Source organism: Aeromonas sp. 602200, assembly GCF_049173895.1.
Taxonomy (GTDB): domain Bacteria; phylum Pseudomonadota; class Gammaproteobacteria; order Enterobacterales; family Aeromonadaceae; genus Aeromonas; species Aeromonas veronii_A.
In genome coordinates, this window is the sequence record NZ_JAAKSL010000015.1 from 96,843 (window position 1) to 115,903 (window position 19,061).

A 19,061-nucleotide genomic window follows, 5' to 3' on the forward strand; every position below is an offset into this window, starting at 1 on the left:
GTCCTCACGACTGGCGCTGGCTATCGAGCCAGTGCCGGATCAGAAACTCCTCATCCAACGGCGAGAGATCGAAACGCAGGCTGGCCTCTTCGATGGCGGCGATATCGTACTGGTGGTGCTCACTGAGCCAGCGCACCGCACGTCGCAGATCTTCACCATGGGGGAGCAGCAGATGGTCGCTCATGGGATACCTCCGGTAGATCGCAAGGCAGCCAGCGCATCTGACTGCCTATTACAAGTCTAGTCGGTCAATCCCAATCCCCTCCTGCGTCTCCTCACCCTCCCCCATCTGTCACTGCAATCAGGCAATCAGCGACCGAAAGCGCGCTGCCAATCCTGATCGAACTTCACCAGCGCCGCATCCACCGCTGGCACGTTCATCAGCTGCTCCGCCACATCGAGCGGCAGAGTGATGGACTGGCAACCCACCAGCAGGCAGTCGAGCGCCTGGCGCGGGGTACGGAACGATGCCGCCAGCACCTTGCTGTTCGGCGCGTGCAGCGCAAGCAGCTGTTGCAGCTCCTGCACGGTGGCGATGCCGTCACCCCCCTGGGCATCCAGCCGGTTGACGTAGGGCGCCACGTACTCTGCCCCCGCCACCGCCGCCAGCCAACCCTGCAGCGGGGTATAGACAGCGGTGCCCAAAGTCGGCACACCGTTGGCGGTCAGGCTCTTGATGGCCGCCAGCCCCTCTGCGCATACCGGGATTTTGATCACCAGATCCGGGTCCAGCTCACGCAGAGCGAACGCCTCGCGCACCATCTCGGTTTCGGTTTTGGCCATCACCTGGGCAAACAGGCGCGCCTTGGGCCCCAGCACATCGCGCAAGGCGGGCAGCAGCTCACAGAGCGGCAATCCCCCGGCGGCGGTAATGGAAGGATTGGTGGTGACACCGGCCAACGGCAGGATCCGTGACCAGCGACGCACTGCCGCCACATCGGCGGTATCGAGATACAGCTCCATCTCTAACTCCTTAACGGGATGTTCAATATGTCGCCATTCTAGCGAGAAAACATCTGCAAACAGCTTGATCGAAATCAAATCAACTTTCGAATGAAAGCAAATAGAATGCAAATACAAAAGGAGGCGGTATGATTTTCGACCTGCAACGATATTCAACTCACGATGGCCCCGGCATTCGCACCCTGGTGTTTCTCAAGGGGTGCTCGCTGGCCTGTCGCTGGTGTCAAAACCCGGAAAGCCGCTCTCCCAAGCCGGACATACTACTCGACCGGCGCCAGTGCATCGAGGGATGCCAGCTCTGCAGCCAGGCTTGTCCGGCAATCTTGCGTGACAGCGAGGGCATCCAGCTCAGCCGTTCTGCCCTCAAGGCCGATGATATGGAACGGCTGCGCGGCCTCTGCCCAAGCGAAGCGCTGCAGGTGTGCGGCCGCGATGAAACCCTGGATACCCTGATGGACACCATCTTGCGGGATCGCCCCTTCTTCGAGCGCAGCGGCGGTGGCGTCACCCTCTCAGGTGGCGAACCGTTTATGCAGCCCGAATTTGCTGCCAACCTGCTGGCCCGCTGCAAGGCCGAAGGGCTGCACACCGCGGTCGAGAGCTGCCTGCATGTGCCCTGGCACCAGATTGAGCAAAGCCTTCCCTCACTGGATCTGCTGCTGGCGGACCTCAAACACGTGGATAAAGAACGTTTCTTCCACTGGACCCGCGGCAAGGTGGAGTTGCCCATCGCGAACCTCAAGCGCCTCGCCGAGCGCGGCGTGCCGATGCAGATCCGGGTGCCACTCATTCCCGGCTTCAATGCCGACCACGCGTCGATCGAAGCCATCACCGACACCGCTGCCAGCCTCGGCACGGTGCAGGAGATCCACTTCCTCCCCTACCACACGCTGGGGATGGGCAAATATGCCCTGCTGGATCTGCCCTATCAGGCGCCTGAGACACCGTTTGACGACCCCGATTTACTCCACTTTGCCCACGCATACGCCCAACGTCAGGGGCTGACCCCTGTGACCAGAGGATAAGATCATGACCCAGCTCGACCTCAATACCCTGAGCCCGCGGATCCGCGCCCACAAAGAGAGCCTGATCCACATCGTTCAGCCGCCGGTCTGTACCGAGCGGGCCCGCCACTATACCGAGGCCTATCAGACTCATCTCGCCCGGCCGCTGCCGGTGCGCCGCGCCCTGGCTCTGGCCCATCACCTCAAGGAACGCACCATCTGGATCAAGCACGACGAGCTGATCGTCGGCAATCAGGCCAGTCAGGTACGGGCGGCGCCGCTCTTTCCCGAATACACGGTGAGCTGGATCGAGAAGGAGGTCGACGAGCTGGCAGATCGCCCCGGCGCCGGTTTTGCAGTCAGCGAAACCGACAAGGCGATCATACACGCCCTCACCCCCTTCTGGCGCGGCCAGACGGTGCAGGATCGCTGCTTCGGCCTCTTTACCGACGAGCAGAAAGCGCTGCTGGAGAGCGGCATCATCAAGGCCGAGGGCAACATGACCTCGGGGGATGCCCACCTCGCGGTCAACTATGAGGAGCTGCTCACGCTGGGGCTCGATGGCTTCAAGGCCAAGGTGGCCGAGCGCCGCAGTCGGCTGGATTTGGCGGATTGGGCCGATCTGCAGCGCGAGCAGTTCCTGCACGCCGTCGCCATCACCCTGGATGCGGTCAGCGCTCATATCGGGCGCTACGCCGCCCTTGCCCGTGACATGGCCGCGCAAGAGCCGCGCCCCGAGCGCCGAAACGAGCTTGAGACCATCGCGCTCAACTGCGCCCACATCGCCCACCAGCCCCCCGAGACCTTCTGGCAGGCGCTGCAGCTCTGCTACTTTATCCAGCTCATCCTGCAGATCGAATCCAACGGTCACTCGGTGTCGTTTGGCCGGATGGATCAGTACCTCTACCCCTGGTATCGCCGCGAGGTGGAATTGTCGGAATCCCTGCCTCGGACGCGCGCCATCGAGCTGCTGCAAGGGTGCTGGCTCAAGTTGCTAGAGGTGAACAAGATCCGCTCCGGCACCCACTCCAAGGCATCCGCCGGCAGCCCGCTCTATCAAAACGTCACCATCGGCGGCCAGAACTGGCGGGATGGCAGTGCCCATGACGCGGTCAACGGCCTCTCCTACGCGATTCTGGAGTCCTGCGGCCAGCTGAGATCCACCCAGCCCAACCTCTCGGTGCGCTACCATGCCGGGATGAGCGAGGATTTCCTCGACGCCTGCATTCAGGTGATCCGCTGCGGCTTTGGCATGCCCGCCTTCAACAACGACGAGGTGGTGATCCCCGAGTTCATCAAGCTCGGGGTGAGCGTGGAGGATGCCCACCACTACGCCGCCATCGGTTGCATCGAGACCGCCGTGCCCGGCAAGTGGGGCTATCGCTGCACCGGCATGAGCTTTATCAACTTCGCCCGCATCCTGCTGGCCTCCCTTGATGGCGGCCGCGATGCCACCACCGGCAAGGTATTCCTGCCCCAGCCCCAGTCGCTGCGAGACGGGAGCTTTGGCAACTTTGACGAGGTGATGGCCCGCTGGGACGAACAGGTGCGCTACTTCACCCGCAAATCCATCGAGATCGATTGTGTGGTCGACAGCGTGCTGGAGGCTCAGGCCCACGACATCCTCTGCAGCGCCCTGGTGGATGACTGCATCGAGCGCGGCAAGACCATCAAGGAGGGGGGCGCCGTCTATGACTGGGTCTCAGGTCTGCAGGTGGGGATCGCCAACCTTGGTAACAGCCTGGCTGCCCTGAAGAAACTGGTGTTCGAACAGGGGATAGTGGATCAGCAAGAGCTGGCCGAAGCACTCGAGCAAGATTTTTCAGGACTGGAGGGGGAGCAGCTGCGCCAGCGCCTCACCAATGCAGCCCCCAAATATGGCAACGATCTGGACGAGGTTGACCTGCTGCTGGTGCAGGCTTACCAGAGCTACATCGACGAGCTCAAGGGGCTGCACAACTCCCGCTTCGGCCGTGGCCCCATCGGCGGCACCTACTATGCCGGCACCTCCTCCATCTCCGCCAACGTCCCCTTCGGTGCCGCCACCATGGCCACCCCGGATGGCCGCCACGCCCGCACGCCGCTGGCGGAAGGGGCCAGCCCCTCGTCGGGTTCGGATCGTCTCGGCCCGACGGCGGTGTTCAACTCCATCGGCAAGCTGCCCACGGCGGCCATCCTCGGCGGGGTGCTGCTCAACCAGAAGCTGAGTCCGGCGAGCCTTGAGAACGAGCGGGACAAGGCCAAGCTGATGAGCCTGCTGCGCACCTTCTTCGAGGTGCACAAGGGGTGGCACGTGCAGTACAACATCGTCTCGCGGGAAACCCTGCTGGCAGCCAAGGCCAATCCGGATCAATACCGGGATCTGGTGGTACGGGTGGCGGGCTATTCAGCCTTCTTCACCGCCTTATCCCCGGATGCGCAAGATGATATCATCGCCCGCACCGAGCACAGTCTCTGACGGGGCGCTCCCCATGGCGCCTGTGACGTCATATGATTGGCAAGCCACCCTCGGGTGGCTTTCCGCTATCGACCACCTTGCATGCGAGCGCACCATGAATCCACGCCACCAACTGATCCTCACTCTGGTCCATCAGGCTCGCAAGATGAGCGTGAGTGAACTCTCCCGACACACAGGTGTGTCTGAGGTGACGGTGCGCAACGACCTCACCGCGCTGGAGAAACAGGGACTGCTCAGACGGGTACACGGCTCGGCCATGGCGCTGGAGACCGATGACCCCGATGCCCGGATGAACATCAACTACCTGCTCAAGGAGCGCCTCGCCGAGCGGGCCGCCCAGCTGGTGGAAGATGGCGAGACGGTCTTTATCGAAGGGGGCAGTGCCAACGCCATGCTGGCGCGCCATCTGGCCCTGCACAAACGGGTCACCATCATCACCATCAGCAGCTATATCGCCCATCTGCTCAAAGATACCCCGGCTCAGGTGGTGCTGCTCGGCGGGCTGTTCCAGCATCAGAGCGAGAGCGTGGTGGGGCCGCTCACGCGCCTCTGCATCGAGCAGGTGCACTTCTCCAAGGCCTTTATCGGGGTCGACGGTTTTCATCCCGAGATGGGCTTTACCGGCCGCGACATGATGCGGGCCGACGTGGTCAACAGCGTGCTGGCCAAGGGGATGACCAATGTGGTGATCACCGACAGCAGCAAATTTGGCGCCATCCACCCGAGCCAGCTTGGCGCGCCGGGCCAGATCAACGTGCTGGTTACCGACGATGCCCTGCCCGCCCCCATGCGGGCCACCCTGGCCGCACGCGGCATCACAGTGCACTGCGTCTCTGCCTGAATCGCACCTGGCCCCCGTTGCCGGGTTGCTCCCCCGCCGGTCGGCTTGACGGCGCCCACCCTGGCGGGGGTATGCTCGTCCTCTTTTGGCCTCTCATGGCAGAGGCCACAGACCGAAGGACACCGCATGCACACCAAAGACAAGTTTCTGGCCGCTCTGGTCATCCTCTGCTGGGGGCTTAACTTCGTGGCCATCAAGTGGGGGCTGGAGGGGATCCCCCCACTGCTGCTGGGTGCGCTGCGCTTTATCGGCGTGGTCTTCCCCGCCATCTTGCTGGTACCCAAACCTGCCATGCCCTGGCGCTGGCTGCTGGCCTATGGCGGCGCCATCAGCCTCGGTCAATTCGCATTTTTGTTCAGTGCCATGAAATTCGGCATGCCCGCAGGTATGGCCTCGCTGGTGCTGCAATCCCAGGTGGTATTCACCCTGCTTTTTGCAATGATCTGGCTGGGGGAGCGCTGGCAATCCCACCACTGGGTGGCGCTGCCCTTGGCGGGATTCGGCCTCTATCTCATCGCCACTCACGGTGAAGGCAACCTGACCCTGTTAGGGTTTGTCCTGACGCTGTGTGCCGCCGCCTGTTGGGGCCTTGGCAACGTCATCAATCGCCAGATTGGTCTGCGCTACCAGACCACGCTGCCGAGCCTGATCGCCTGGGGCGGTCTGGTGCCCATCCTGCCATTTTTCGCCCTCTCCTGGCTGTTCGAAGGGCCGGAGCTGATGGCCAGCAGCCTGCGCGACTTCAGCTGGCAGGGATTGCTGTGCGTGCTCTATCTCTCGTATGTCGCGACCTGGCTGGGTTACGGCCTGTGGGGACGACTGCTGATGCGCTATCCGGTGGCGCAGGTGGCACCGCTCTCCCTGCTGATCCCCTGTGTCGGCATGGTCACGGCAGCGCTGCTGCTCGATGAACATCCAACACCCTTGCAGTGGCTGGGCTCAGCTCTGGTGCTGCTCGGCTTTGTGGTCCATCTGCTGGGTAGCCGACTGCGCTGGTTCAAACCACAGAGAGCGACATGATGAGCGCCTGCCCATTTACGCTATTTCATTGACCTGACAGGATAAAATTTCCATGATGAGCCAGTCCCCATCGGGACTGACATCACCAGTGTGTGATCTGCAGGAAGCAGACTTCAGGAGAGCAAGGACATGCCATCGACCATCATCGCCGGGGAGCGCCGACTCTCCCCTATCATTCGCGCCACCGCCATCACCCTGACCCTGTGCTGGAGCCCGTTTGGCTGGAGTGCCACGCTGCCCGCTGACTTGAAGTGGGAGAGCAACAACCAGGATCCTCTCTATGCCGATCCGGCCGCCAAGCGCGGCGGCACCTTTCGCACCTTTATGACCAGCTTCCCCCTGACCCTGCGCAAATATGGCCCCGACTCCAACGGCGGCTTTGCCGGTTACGTGCGGGAAACCAACCTGCCACTGCTGAGCACTCATCCCGTCACCGGCAACCCCATGCCGATGCTGGCAAACGAGTGGGCCTTCGGCGCCGACAACAAGACCCTCTATTTTCGCATCAATCCCAAGGCACGCTGGTCAGATGGCCAACCGGTCACCGCCGATGACTGGCTCTTTACCCTCAAGATGATGCGCAGCAAGGAGATCAACGACCCCTGGTACAACAACTACTACAGCACCCAGATAGCAGACATAACCAAGTTTGATGATCACACCCTGGCCATCACCAGCGGCACCGAAAAGAGCCGCCAGGATCTGCTCGAATCGCTGCCCATCAGCCCGGAGCCGAGCCACGCCATCAAGCTCACCGCCAACTGGGTCAAGGAGTACAACTGGAAGGTGTTGCCGGTCACCGGTCCCTATCAGATCGATCAGGTGAAAAAGGGCAAATCGGTCACCTTCAAGCGGATTGAAAACTGGTGGGGGGATGACGAGCGCTACTTCCAGCATCGCTTCAATCCTGCGCGGATCGAGATCAAGGTGCTCAGGGCTCTGAACATCGCCTGGCAGCACTTCCTGCGCGGCGATCTCGACAGCTTCCCGCTGGTGATCCCCAACTGGTGGCACGACAAGACCAACACCGCCGAGTTCGAGAAGGGGTATATCGAGCGGCGCTGGTTCTACAACCAGACCCCGCAACCGCCGATGGGGCTCTATCTCAACACCGCCGATCCGCTGCTGCGCAATCTCGATGTTCGCCTCGGCATCCAGCATGCCCTCAATTTCGACAGAATGCTCGCTACCCTACTGCGGGGGGATTACCAACGCCTCAACAGCTATGGCTCAGGTCAGGGGGAGTTTACCAACAGCGAGATCAAGGCCCGTCCGTTCGATCCCCAACTGGCACGGGAATACTTTGCCAAGGCAGGCTTTAACAAAGTGGGGCCGCAGGGGATTTTGCAAAACGACAAGGGGCAGTCACTGACCCTCGCCATCACCTACACCACCGCAGAGCACGCCCAGCGGCTCACACTGCTGCGGGAAGAGGCCAAAAAGGCGGGGCTTAATCTGGAGCTCAACCTGATGGATGCATCGGCCGGTTTCAAATCGATGCTGGAGAAAAAGCACCAGAGCGCCTGGATGGCCTGGGCGGGTAGCCGCTATCCCGCCTATTGGGAGTTCTTCCACAAGGTCAACGCCAACAAGCCCCAGACCAACAACATCATGAACATCGATGACGACGCCATCACAGCCTTGGTGGAGCAGTATGACAAGGAGTTCGACTTTGCCAAAAAAGCGGCCCTGTCACGGCAGATCCAGCAGCGGCTCTATGAGCTGGCCAGCTTCGTGCCTGCGTATCAGGTGCCCTACACCCGGGAAGGGGCATGGCGCTGGATCAAACTGCCAAAAGTACCAGCAACGCCCAAGAGCGAGCAGCTCTATTGGCCACTCGGTGGCGACAACAGCGGTTACAGCTATGGCGGTCTGCTGTGGATCGATGAAGAGCTAAAATCCGAGACCAGGGCAGCCATCAAGAGTGGCAAGACTTTCCCGGCCGAGCCCATCATCGACACCACCTATCGCCAGCCCTGATAGCCACAACTCGTTTGGCAAACAGACCTAAAACAAAGACCCCGCCAGATAGTGGGGTCTTTGTTGGCAACCGGTGTTGCGAATAGCTCGGTGATCAGCCGCGTTTGGCCTGCTTCTCGGCAATGGCGTCAGCCACGTCAGCCGGCTCCAGTACGATGCCTTCCTGATCCGGGGTCGGGAACACGGCAACACACAGCTCGTCCTGCTCCATGCCGTCAATCCACCGCTCCAGCCACACCTTGAGGGTGATGGACTGTGGTTTGCAATCGGCCCACTCGCCTTCGGCCCACGCCTTGGCGTACTCCGGGTGCGGCCATACCGGGATGCAATCTTCATCGTCGGTGGTCAGCATCATGACGCCATGCTCGTCAGTCAGGACGAACAGCTCTTCATGCTCGACCAGCTTGCTGATGAAGTGATCGTAACGGTAGTCAGCGTTCAGTTGCAGCGCGGCATTGCGCTCGGTATCGCTCAGTTCATAGCTCATTGGCCAAGTCTCTCTCTCGATAAAGGGCGCCATGTTCACATCTTGTGGTCAGCTTGTCCAGCTTGCCGCCTCCTGACTCCCGTCGGGGAAACAGCAACGCTCATAAGGATAGAGCAGGGCGGCGAATAAAACGTCTCACCCACCTTCCAGACCTGATTAAAAGGTCGGGGTGATCAGCTCTACATCAGGTTGCTCGCTCAACTTCTGTCGCAGCCAGTAGGCAGACTCTACTTCGACGAAACAGAGTTGATCCCGACCGTCAGCCGCACTTTTCATCAACTGTTCAAATCGCTGCTGTTGTTGTTGCTCCCAGAGAGCGGCAAGCTTTTCGCCATGGGCCTCATCCACCACTTCGCGACGAAGTTCGAACAAATTATCTGTGATCGGGCTGTTGATCTTGCCCGCGCTATGCCAGTACATCTGCAAGTTGTCCATCATCTCGGTGTCGTAGTTGGCCAGCGCATCCAGCTCCGCAGTCGCCCCTTCCTGACCAGATATAAAATCGCACCAACCGGCATCGAGATTTGCCAGCTCGCGGGCGCGAGCCCCTTTAGCATGTTTGCGAAGATGGGTAATGTCGCCCCCCTTGCGGGCAGGTAGCCACACCTCTCCCTCATGGCCCTCCAACAAGGAGGTCAGCAAGGAGACTGGGTAAACAGGGAAAGTGGCGGTGTGTGAATGCAGCAGGGATACCAGCGTGATCTTGACCATGAGCAATACCTTGGACTGGGCGAACAGCCGCCAATGGACCGTCCGATATAAAGAATTCCCCTATCCTACCACGTTTGGTCCGGCTCGGCCCTTGGCGAAGCTGTCAGCCAACCATCTGATTACGCCGAAAAAAACAGCATTTGAAACGCAGCATCCAGCCAAAGATCAATAATTTGAGCCAGCGCCCACTAAAGTGGATCCGGGGATGCTAGTTTGCATACATCTTTAGCGTAAGGAGTAAATCCATGATTGGGATCGACCAGGTTTCTAACGAATTCGTGAACGATTTGAAAATACTGGCATGCTTTGATCCGGCCAACATGAGCTTGGGGATTAAATTACGCAGCGATATGTCTGAAGAGTTGTGCCAGGCGGCAGCCCGTCTGCATCAACAGGGGCTCATCAGCGCAGAAGATGGCGGCTATCTCACCCCGTTTGGCATGACCATGGTTGAACACCTGCAACATCTACTGGTCGCACTCAAACCACTTTGATCGGCTGTGGTGCCCAAAGTGAAAAGTTGAGTAGCTCCCAGCGCTCCCCTTGGTGAAGATGACAGGCAAACAGCAAAGGACCTTCGGGTCCTTTTACTTTACCATCCACCAGCCACTCCCCCTCCCTTTCAGGGACCAGTCGCGCATTCACCTCATCAGGTTGCTGTGCAGTGCCCATCCGGATCTGGACAAATTGCTGGCAGATCACCTGCGCTTCCATCGCGGATTGAACCGGTACCGGCGTATCTGAAGTCGGAGTCAAGGTGGCAGCAAGCAAGAGCGATAGCAGCATGATTCAGCACATGGGAGTCAGTAGCAGAAGCCAGATAAACAAAAAGCCGTGGCACCAGAGGTACCACGGCTTTCTTAAATTCTGTAAGAATTACAGAGCGGTTACGTTCTCAGCCTGCGGGCCTTTCTGACCTTGGGTCACAGAGAACTGTACGCGCTGACCTTCAGCCAGGGTACGGAAACCGTTACCTTGAATGGCGCTGAAGTGAACGAAAACGTCCGGGCCGTTTTCTTGCTGGATGAAGCCAAAACCTTTGGTTTCGTTGAAAAACTTAACGGTACCGGTGATCATGTTAGACATATCTTTTAAACCTGTATTCAAAATAATTACTTATGCTTTTCAGCGGGTAAAGCTCAAAAAACGGGATTAACTTATGAACAACAGGACAAGATGTGAAACATCGTATTCATTGACATAACTATCGCCCTTTCAAGCTGGTTTGGATTATACGTGGCTTTGTAGATTACGCAAACAAATTTGTGCCCTGCCAATGACAGGGCACAAACCGTTATAAGGTGGCTGCTTCCAACGCTTCGACCAGTGCTCTGAGAAAACGAGCCGCCTCCCCGCCAGTACAGGCTCTGTGGTCAAATGTCATCGACAGCGGCAATGCCCTGACGGGACGCGCTTCACCATGGATGAACACCACTTTTTCGAACAGTTTGCCTGCCCCTATGATGGCTACCTGCGGCGGCGTGACAATGGGGCTGGCATAGCGGCCTGCGATGGCGCCGAAGTTGGTGAGCGTAATGGTCGCCCCCTGCAACATCTCGCGCGGCACGGCGCGCGCCTTCACATCGGCGATCATCCGATCCAGCCCTTGCCGGATATCTGCCCCCTCCCGCTCGGCCACGTTCTCCATCACCGGCACATAGAGGCCATGCTTTGAATCCACCGCGATGGCCACATTGACCTCTTTGAACAGCCGCCGTGACAGGGTGTCGCCATCAAACCAGGCATTCATCGAGGGCTCGGCGCGGCACGCCACGCCAATGGCCTTGATAAGGCGCACCGTCACATCCTCATCAGGGCGCCAGTGACGCAAATCCACCTCGTCGGTGATGCTGACCGGCACCACAGTCTGATGAGAGAGCTCCATCGCCTTGGCCATGGCACGCCGTGATCCTTTGAGGAATTCGTTGCCACTGCTCTGCTGTGACTCGAATGCCTGCTGCACATCCAGCTCGGTCACCATGCCGCCGCAGCCACTTCCCTTGACCCGGTCGATTTCCAGACCCAGCTTCTGCGCCAGCAGGCGCACGGCAGGCATGGCTTGCACCAGCGTTCCCCCCGGGGCAATGGCCCCCACCACGAAGTGATCCTCGATATGTTGCTGATGGGCGCTCACCTTGCCCACCACAGTGCCATCATCTTCGCCCCCCTCGAACTCCACCAGCGGCGCACCGATATGGAGGATATCCCCCTCGGCGCCGCAGAGACGGGCAATCACCCCGGCCACCGGAGAGGGCACATCCACCAGCGCCTTGGCCGTTTCCACCGACAAGAGCACCTGATCGACCGCGACGGTATCACCGGCACTCACCTTCCACTCGACGATCTCGGCTTCGGCCAACCCTTCACCCAGATCCGGTAATTTGAAAAATTTCATAGCCACTGGTTCTCCATCAGCTGGTGAGCGGCATCGGCGATATCCTGCTCGGTGATGAGGTAATACGCCTCGTTGCGATAGTAGGGGACGGCGGCATCCACCCCGGTCAACCGTTTGGGTGGCGCCTTGAGGCTGGGAAGTGCCTGCTCGGTCACCCGCGCCACAATTTCGGCCCCGACCCCGAAGCTGCCACACGCCTCATGCACCACCAGTAACCGGCCGGTCTTGCGTACCGAGGTGAGGATGGTCTCCATATCCAGCGGCTTGATGGTGGCCAGATCCAGCACCTCGCACTGGATATCCTGCTCGGCCAGCAGGTTCGTCGCCCGCATCACCTCCTGAATGCAGGCCCCCCAGGCCACTACCGTGATATCCCGGCCTGGGCGTAGGGTGAAGCAGACATCCAGCGGCAGGCCGACACCGTCATCCACCACCTCGGATTTCATCGAGCGATAGATGCGATCCGGTTCGAAAAACATCACGGGATCCGGATCGCGTATGGCCGAGAGCAGCAGGCCATAGGCGCGTCTCGGGCTGGAGGGGATCACTACCCGTAGCCCAGGGATATGGGCAAACAGCGCCTCGACACTCTCGCTGTGATGTTCAGGCGAATGAATGCCCGCGCCATACGGGGAGCGATAGACAAGGGGACAGGAGAGGCGGCCACGGGTGCGGTTTCGCATCCGCGCCGCCTGACAGATGATCTGCTCCATCCCAGGGAAGATGAAGCCTTGAAACTGGAACTCCGCCACCGGCTTGAGCCCCTGGGTGGCCATGCCGACCGCCACCCCGGCGATCAGCCCCTCGGCCAGCGGCGTGTCGATCACCCGCTTGAAACCGAACTTGTCGCGCAGGCCAACCGTGGCACGAAACACCCCGCCGTTGACCCCTACATCCTCGCCCAGTACCACCACATCCGGGTCGTGCTCCATCTCGTAGTGAAGGGCCATGTTGACCGCTTCCAGCAAACTGATCTCACTCATGGCCAACCTCCTGCTTCATCCCCTTGGCAATTACTCGCTCGCGCTGGGGCAAGAGTTCGGCGGGCAGGCTGGCGTAGTGATAATCGAGCATCGCCTCCGGTGGCTGAGGCACCATCGCCTCATAGCGGGAGACCGCTTGCTCCACCTCTCGGGTGGCTTCCGCCAGCAGGCTCTGCTCCAGCTCTTCATCCCACCACCCCTGGCTGTGCATAAACTGGCGCAGCCGCTTGACCGGCTCTTTCGCCCAGGCGGCCTCGACCTCGGCTCCGTCGCGATAGCGAGTGGCATCGTCGGCCGTGGTGTGATCGCCGAGGCGATAACTGACCGCCTCGATCAGGGTCGGCCCCTTGCCGCTGCGGGCCCGCTCGACGGCACTGCGGGCAGCATCGTAGACCGCCACCACATCGTTGCCATCCACCTGCAGGCTGCGAACCCCGGCGCCAATCCCCTTCTGGGCCAGCGTTGGGGCGCTCGATTGCAGCTTGCGTGGCACCGAGATGGCCCACTGGTTGTTGTTGACGATGATGACCATCGGCAGATGCCAGACACCGGCGCAGTTGAGCCCCTCCAGAAAATCCCCCTTGGAGGTGCCACCGTCGCCGATGGTGACTACGGCAACGCGCGGTTGGTTACGCAGTTTGAAGGCAGACGCAATACCGCATGCGTGGGTGATCTGGGTAGCGATGGGGACGCAGATGGGGAGATCTTCAGAGGGAGTCCCATCGGGTTTGAGAAAATAACTGCCCCGCTCGTCACCGCCCCAATATTGCAGGTTTTTCTCCATCGGCACGCCCCGCACATAGAGGGTGGGCATGTCCCGATAGTAGGGAACGTAGACATCCTGCGGCTGCATGGCGAGACCAATGCCAATCCCCACGGCTTCTGCGCCGAGATGGGAGGGAAAAGTACCGAGTTTGCCGGTTCGTTGCAGCGCAATCGCTTTTTTGTCATAGCTGCGCACCATCACCATATTGCGGTAGAAAGTGTGCAGTATCGCCTTGTCCAGCCAGGTCGGTAAGGTGGCGACCGGGCACCCTTCCGCATCGAGGTAACGAAGGAAAGGGATGTCGACATGGGTCATAACTGGCTCCTTGCCGTTGTAGGCGTCACCGATGCTGGTGACACTTAGATGTAAATACCTTGTTAAATAAAAAGCAAAGGGATTTACTCAGGTAAGACCAGTAGAAACTTCTTTAAAGTAGCGAAGGAGCTGAATTTTCGGCGATGAGCGGCAAGGTATGCCGTAAATGGTGCAACTTTGCAGTGCTGAATGCAGGATGCCAAATATTGAAAAGGGGAGCCTTGCTCCCCCTTCTGTTACTCAAGCCAGCGGTTACGCCAGCCAGTGTTGCAGCTGGCGGGCCATGCCAGCTGGCAGCAAGTGAGCGCGACTTAGCAAGCGGCTGCGCCAGGGCTCGGCCAGCAAGGTAGGGCAAATTCGCATCTCCCGTCCCCGGTCAGCCACGCGCACCAACCTGTCGATAAGAGTTTCCAGCGGCGGATACGCCGGCCAGTGAGGATAGAGATCGGCGGTCGCAATCCCGGCCAGATCGCACACTCGCTCCTCTTTCTCATCACCCTTCCCATCAACCATTGGCCAGGGGTGAAGCACCTGCAGCCAACCCGGTCTTGCCGCCTCCAGCAACTGACCCAGCGTCGGCTGAGCAAAGTGGGGATCTCCTGCGGCTTTGAGCAGATGGCGCGCCCCCGCCAGCACCACCACGCCGCGGGCGGGAAGTGCAAGAAGATAGTCGGCCAGCGCCTGATCCCTCCCCCTGTTGTGTTGCTGCCACCGCTCCGGGCTCATCTCCTGCCACTCGAATGAGGGCTCGCAGAGATGCACCCGCAGCCGCATATGTTCAGGGCGCGCCATATTGCTCTGGCGCAGAGCGGAAAAGAGAACCGGAAACTCGGGGGCCATCCAGGCAGGAAAGGCGCAGGAGTCAAGCCAGACTGGATAGAGCCGAGCCAGCGTCAGCGGCTCACCCTGCCAGCTCTCCTCCCCCGCCAACCAGGCATCGAGCAAGCCTTGATGGCTGCGGTTGCCGCATTCCAGCACCAGATCGTTCATGATTCCCCAGAGCGCCGGATCGCAGAGCCAGGCGTGCTGGCGCCGGATAAAACCTGGGTGCCAGTGCGGCTCCCCCAGCCCTACCAACTTGCCCGCCTGCAAGGCTTCCCGGATGGCGGCAACCGGGGTCATGCGCCCCCCTCCTGCCGGATGTGCGGCTGTTGCCCGACCACATCGACCCGCTCACAAATAAGGGCGCCGACCTTCGCCAGCCAGTCGGGATGCACCATCTCCTGATGCAGGCAGGGGAAGCGTTCATAGCGGATTTCGCCTTTTGTCAGCGACGCCCAGCCGCGCCCATCCAGCCAGGGCTGGCGGGAGGCTGATGCCTCGATAAAGGTCACTTCCCCGTGGTAGCAGTAGTCGACCGGCTCACGGATCAGCCGGTTGTTGTGGCCCACCAGCTCAATCATGGCGCTCACCACCTGCTCGTCGAGCATGGCCAGCGCACTTCCCTCCGCCCCCAGCCGGGCCACTACCTCGTCGCGAGTGAGAGAGTCGAGCGCCTCGCCTTCAACCGCAATGCCCCCCATCCGCAGCAGCGCATCGAGCATCCGCAGCTCGTCGGGCAACGGCTGGGTTTGCCACTGCTGACAGGGGTAGGCATCCAGCAGCAGCACCATGGCCACCTCCTGTCCCTGCTCTTGCAGCATGGCGGCCATCCGGTGCACCAGCATGCCCCCGAGCGACCAGCCGAGCAGCCAGTAGGGCCCCTCGCCCTGCTGACGACGCAGCTCGGTCACATAGTCGAGTGCCAACTCGTCGAAGCTGGCGGGCAGCGTCGCATCCGGTTGGCAGAGCGCTCGCGCCTGCAGGGCATAGACCGCCATGTCGGCTGGCAGATGGGGCACCAGCGGCGCATAACACCAGCCGAGCCCCCCTGCAGGATGGACACAAAAGAGGGTGGGACCCGATGTACCCGCCTGCGCACCGGGCGCCCGCAGGGGCAACAGCATGGGCATCGCCTCCCGCTCGCCGCCAAGACGACGCGCCAGCTGGGCAGGGCTCGGTGCTTCGAACAGACTGGCCAAAGTGAGCGCCTGTCCGGTCGACTCTTCAATGCGCACCACCAGTTGCGCCGCCAGCAGGGAGTGGCCGCCGAGGGCAAAGAAGTTATCGTCGGCGCCGACTCGCGCCAGCCCCAGAACCTCGGCGAAGAGGCGACAGAGCCGCTCCTCCAGCAGGGTTTTCGGCAGCGACTGACCCACCGCCGACACCATATCGGGCAGCGGCAGCCCCTTGCGATCCAGCTTGCCATTGGGAGTGAGCGGCAGCTCGGCCAGAGTAACCAACAGTCCCGGCACCATGTAGTCGGGCAGCGCGGCGCCAAGGGCGGGTGCCAACTCGGCCAACGTCAACTCTCTGCTATCTGCGGCCACCACATAGGCCACCAGACGGCGATCGCCGGGGGTAAATTCGGGGGCCAGCACCACCGCCTGCGCCACCAGGGGATGGCGCAGCAGCACCTGCTCGATCTCCTCCAGTTCGATGCGTTGACCACGGATCTTCACCTGAAAATCGAGGCGCCCCAGATACTCGATGACGCCATCCTCGCGCCAGGCGGCCAGATCGCCGCTGCGATAGAGCCGTCCCGCTCCGAAGGGGTTGGCAATAAAGCGCTCGGCGGTGAGCTCGGGCTGGCCAAAGTAGCCCTCCGCCACCTGTACGCCGCCGATCCAGAGCTCGCCTGCCACACCGGGCGGCACCGGCTGCAACAAGGGGTCGAGAATGTGGATGCTGGTATTCCAGACCGGATAGCCGATGGGCACGCTGGTCACCGCCTCGTCTGCCCGGCAGGGATACCAGGTGACATCCACCGCCGCCTCGGTCGGGCCATAGAGGTTGTGCAGGGGGGCTGAAAATACCCCATACCAGCGCTGCACCAGATCCGCGGGCAGCGCCTCGCCGGAGCAGAAGACCTGGCGCAGGGCGCGGCAACGTGCAGGCTCGGCTTGCGCGACGAAGATCTGCAGCATGGAGGGGACAAAGTGCAAGGTGGTGATCCCGGCCTGCTCAATCAGCTCGGCAAGGTAGGCGGGATCCTTGTGGCCGCCCGGTTTGGCGAGCACCAGCCGCGCCCCGGTCATAAAGGGCCAGAAAAACTCCCAAATGGAGACATCGAAACCGGCCGGGGTCTTTTGCAGCACCCGATCCGCCGGGCCGATGGGATACATGTGCTGCATCCAGAGCAGCCGGTTGACGATGGCGCCATGGCTCACCACCACCCCTTTCGGCCGACCGGTCGAACCTGAGGTGTAGATGATGTAGGCCGCATCTTCCGGTTTGGGGGCTGGCAGATCACAAGGTGCTATCCCCGCCACGTCTATCGTCGCCAGCTGCTCTGCCACACCGGGGGCATCGAGGCAGACAAGTGGTACGGCCACATCGAGCGGCATCTGAAGCGTACGACTGGTCAGCACCAGCGCAGGATCGCTGCTGGCGAGAATGTAGCCGATCCGCTCCGCCGGATAGTCCGGATCAACGGGCACGTAGACGGCACCTACTGCCATGATGGCCTGCTGGGCGAGAATAAGCTCGGGAGCGCGCGGGATCACCACCGCCACCCGACAACCGGGGCCCACGCACCTCCCTGCCAGATAGCTGGCCAGTTGGCGGGTGCGCTGGCGCAGCTCGGCCACACTCCAGCACTCGGCGCCACACTCCAGCGCGATAGCGCTCTGATCTGCCGCCGCCAGCCCCTCGGCCAGCAGTGCGCTCAGGGTGGTGGTCGGCAACGGATGGTCGGTCTGGTTCCAGCGCGCCAGCTCAGCCTGCTCGCAAGGCAGCAGCAGCGGCAAACGCACTGCCTCCACCTCGTCATCCGCCTCACTCCAGGCGGCCAGATAGGCCAGCAGCCGGGCCAGATGACGTTCACTCTCCTGTTGGCTGAAGCGTCCCTGATGTGCTTCGAGGGTCAGGGTCATAGCGCCTGCCTCCTCGGCAAAGTAGAAGGCGCACTCCTCCACCGGCCCCGCCGCCAGCACCTGCACCTCACCACGAACCTGGTTGTGTCCTTCACCAAAGCAGAGGGTGCGGGCAAAGGGCATCAAATTGACCTGAGGGCCAAACAGCGGCTGGCCCGGCTGACGCTGTTGCAACCACTCCTGACGGCAGCCCTGATGACGGCGCAGGGCGGCAAATTGCCGCTCGACCTGTGCCAGCAACTCCCCTACCCGGCTGGTGCCGCTCAGCTCGATGCGCAGGGGCACCACATTGACCTTCATGCAGGGGGTATCGGCCGCCGCTGAGCCCAGCCGCCCCATCAGCGGAATACCCAGCACCACCTCGCCAGCGCCGCTCATCCGCTGCACATAGCTGGCCACCGCCGCCAGCAGCAGGCTGTAGGGGTGACAGGCCGTGCGACTCGCTCGCTCTACCAGTGTCTGCCACTGGCGGCCAGCAAGCCGCTGCTCAAGACGATAGGTGGAGCCCGGCCCTTGCGCCGGACGGCGGGAGAGCGACGCAGGATTCTCCACCCCGGCCAGCTGCTGCACGAAGAAATCGCGATCCCGCGCGGCGCGCGGCGAATCCTGATAGGCCGCCTCTTCAGCCAGCAACTCCTGCTGGGTCGCATAACGACAGGGGGCAGGCTGCTCGCCGGCACAGAGCGCCTCATACCAATTGGCCACCCGCTGGCAAAGCAAACTCAGGCCAAAGCCGTCGATGGCGATATGGTGCACGGCGATAAACCAGGCCCACCGCCCCTCGCCAAGGCGATAGAGCGTAGTGGCAAACAGCGGCCCCCCGGCCAGATTGAAGGGGACGGCCAACTGCGCACGCATCTCGGCCTGCGCAGCGGCGAGCGGGTCGGCTTCGCTGCGCAGATCCCGCTCTGCCAGCTGCCAGCAAGCGGGGTTGGCCACCATCTGCGGGCCATCGGCAGTAGCCACAAAGGCGCAGTGCAGACCGGGGATCTCGTCGATAGTCTGGCGCACCGCGCGGGTGAAGTGATGGGGAGCCAGCGCCCCCTCCAGCAGCCAGTACTCGCCGGTATTGCAGGCGGGGCTCTGCGGATATTTTTGCTGGGCAAACCAGATGCCAGCCTGAGCTGTGGTTAGCGGCCAGCGCGGGTGCTCACCGCGCTGGTGGGTGGCGCGCATCGCCATTGTCTGTTCCATGGGAATGTCCTTGCGCAAACATCGGGCGGG

General features: G+C 61.5%; 18 protein-coding genes. 7 read left to right on the forward strand and 11 right to left on the reverse strand.

What is annotated here, in order from left to right:
* Nucleotides 1–4: 4 nt before the first annotated feature.
* Together G5221_RS16690 and fsa are read right to left on the reverse strand one after the other, a co-directional pair.
* The gene (locus tag G5221_RS16690; protein WP_216954119.1) at nucleotides 5–184 is read right to left on the reverse strand and encodes a hypothetical protein; all 180 of its coding nucleotides are present in this window, start codon (nucleotides 182–184) and stop codon (nucleotides 5–7) included.
* 125 nt (nucleotides 185–309) lie between these two features.
* Nucleotides 310–963, reverse strand: a complete 654-nt coding sequence (fsa, locus tag G5221_RS16695) for a fructose-6-phosphate aldolase (protein WP_421173088.1) — start codon at nucleotides 961–963, stop codon at nucleotides 310–312.
* 128 nt (nucleotides 964–1,091) lie between these two features.
* Between fsa and G5221_RS16700 the strand changes: the two genes are divergently transcribed.
* From G5221_RS16700 to G5221_RS16720, 5 genes are all read left to right on the forward strand, one after another.
* Nucleotides 1,092–1,988 carry a glycyl-radical enzyme activating protein gene (locus G5221_RS16700; RefSeq protein WP_216954122.1) on the forward strand — a complete coding sequence of 299 codons (897 nt, stop codon included), beginning with the start codon at nucleotides 1,092–1,094 and terminating at the stop codon, nucleotides 1,986–1,988.
* A gap of 4 nt (nucleotides 1,989–1,992) precedes the next feature.
* Entirely contained in the window at nucleotides 1,993–4,425 is a 2,433-nt protein-coding gene (locus G5221_RS16705) for a formate C-acetyltransferase/glycerol dehydratase family glycyl radical enzyme (protein ID WP_421235713.1), read from the forward strand.
* A 94-nt stretch (nucleotides 4,426–4,519) separates the two neighbouring features.
* On the forward strand, nucleotides 4,520–5,266 hold the full coding sequence (locus G5221_RS16710; protein ID WP_216954124.1) for a DNA-binding transcriptional regulator YciT: 747 nt from the start codon (nucleotides 4,520–4,522) through the stop codon (nucleotides 5,264–5,266).
* Nucleotides 5,267–5,392: 126 nt separating this feature from the next.
* On the forward strand, nucleotides 5,393–6,286 hold the full coding sequence (locus tag G5221_RS16715; RefSeq protein WP_421263595.1) for an EamA family transporter: 894 nt from the start codon (nucleotides 5,393–5,395) through the stop codon (nucleotides 6,284–6,286).
* Nucleotides 6,287–6,415: 129 nt separating this feature from the next.
* The gene (locus tag G5221_RS16720) at nucleotides 6,416–8,266 is read left to right on the forward strand and encodes an extracellular solute-binding protein (protein WP_421263596.1); all 1,851 of its coding nucleotides are present in this window, start codon (nucleotides 6,416–6,418) and stop codon (nucleotides 8,264–8,266) included.
* 94 nt (nucleotides 8,267–8,360) lie between these two features.
* Here the strand turns inward: G5221_RS16720 and G5221_RS16725 are convergent, their stop codons facing one another.
* Nucleotides 8,361–8,753 carry a DUF2750 domain-containing protein gene (locus tag G5221_RS16725; RefSeq protein WP_227340849.1) on the reverse strand — a complete coding sequence of 131 codons (393 nt, stop codon included), beginning with the start codon at nucleotides 8,751–8,753 and terminating at the stop codon, nucleotides 8,361–8,363.
* Between the two features lie 156 nt (nucleotides 8,754–8,909).
* Entirely contained in the window at nucleotides 8,910–9,464 is a 555-nt protein-coding gene (locus G5221_RS16730; RefSeq protein WP_227340850.1) for a hypothetical protein, read from the reverse strand.
* Between G5221_RS16730 and G5221_RS16735 the strand changes: the two genes are divergently transcribed.
* Together G5221_RS16735 and G5221_RS16740 are read left to right on the forward strand one after the other, a co-directional pair.
* Nucleotides 9,463–9,636, forward strand: coding sequence for a hypothetical protein (locus G5221_RS16735; RefSeq protein ID WP_227340851.1), 174 nt, complete (start codon nucleotides 9,463–9,465; stop codon nucleotides 9,634–9,636). The two genes, G5221_RS16730 and G5221_RS16735, sit on opposite strands and share 2 nt — an antisense overlap.
* A gap of 73 nt (nucleotides 9,637–9,709) precedes the next feature.
* Nucleotides 9,710–9,958, forward strand: coding sequence for a TIGR02647 family protein (locus G5221_RS16740; RefSeq protein ID WP_005334209.1), 249 nt, complete (start codon nucleotides 9,710–9,712; stop codon nucleotides 9,956–9,958).
* Here the strand turns inward: G5221_RS16740 and G5221_RS16745 are convergent.
* From G5221_RS16745 to G5221_RS16775, 7 genes are all read right to left on the reverse strand, one after another.
* Nucleotides 9,945–10,250 (reverse strand): hypothetical protein, encoded by a 306-nt coding sequence (locus tag G5221_RS16745; RefSeq protein ID WP_421204648.1) that lies wholly within the window; start codon nucleotides 10,248–10,250, stop codon nucleotides 9,945–9,947. The genes G5221_RS16740 and G5221_RS16745 overlap by 14 nt on opposite strands.
* A 90-nt stretch (nucleotides 10,251–10,340) precedes the next feature.
* Nucleotides 10,341–10,550 carry a cold-shock protein gene (locus G5221_RS16750; protein WP_005302803.1) on the reverse strand — a complete coding sequence of 70 codons (210 nt, stop codon included), beginning with the start codon at nucleotides 10,548–10,550 and terminating at the stop codon, nucleotides 10,341–10,343.
* 208 nt (nucleotides 10,551–10,758) lie between these two features.
* The gene (locus G5221_RS16755; RefSeq protein ID WP_421263597.1) at nucleotides 10,759–11,859 is read right to left on the reverse strand and encodes a dihydrolipoamide acetyltransferase family protein; all 1,101 of its coding nucleotides are present in this window, start codon (nucleotides 11,857–11,859) and stop codon (nucleotides 10,759–10,761) included.
* On the reverse strand, nucleotides 11,856–12,842 hold the full coding sequence (locus G5221_RS16760; protein WP_421263598.1) for an alpha-ketoacid dehydrogenase subunit beta: 987 nt from the start codon (nucleotides 12,840–12,842) through the stop codon (nucleotides 11,856–11,858). Before G5221_RS16760 ends, G5221_RS16755 begins: the two co-directional genes overlap by 4 nt.
* A complete protein-coding gene (pdhA, locus tag G5221_RS16765; protein WP_421263599.1) occupies nucleotides 12,835–13,923 on the reverse strand; it encodes a pyruvate dehydrogenase (acetyl-transferring) E1 component subunit alpha in 1,089 nt (362 codons plus the stop codon). Before pdhA ends, G5221_RS16760 begins: the two co-directional genes overlap by 8 nt.
* A 252-nt stretch (nucleotides 13,924–14,175) precedes the next feature.
* Nucleotides 14,176–15,045 carry a hypothetical protein gene (locus tag G5221_RS16770; protein WP_421263600.1) on the reverse strand — a complete coding sequence of 290 codons (870 nt, stop codon included), beginning with the start codon at nucleotides 15,043–15,045 and terminating at the stop codon, nucleotides 14,176–14,178.
* Entirely contained in the window at nucleotides 15,042–19,031 is a 3,990-nt protein-coding gene (locus tag G5221_RS16775) for an amino acid adenylation domain-containing protein (RefSeq protein WP_421263601.1), read from the reverse strand. Before G5221_RS16775 ends, G5221_RS16770 begins: the two co-directional genes overlap by 4 nt.
* Nucleotides 19,032–19,061 lie beyond the last annotated feature (30 nt).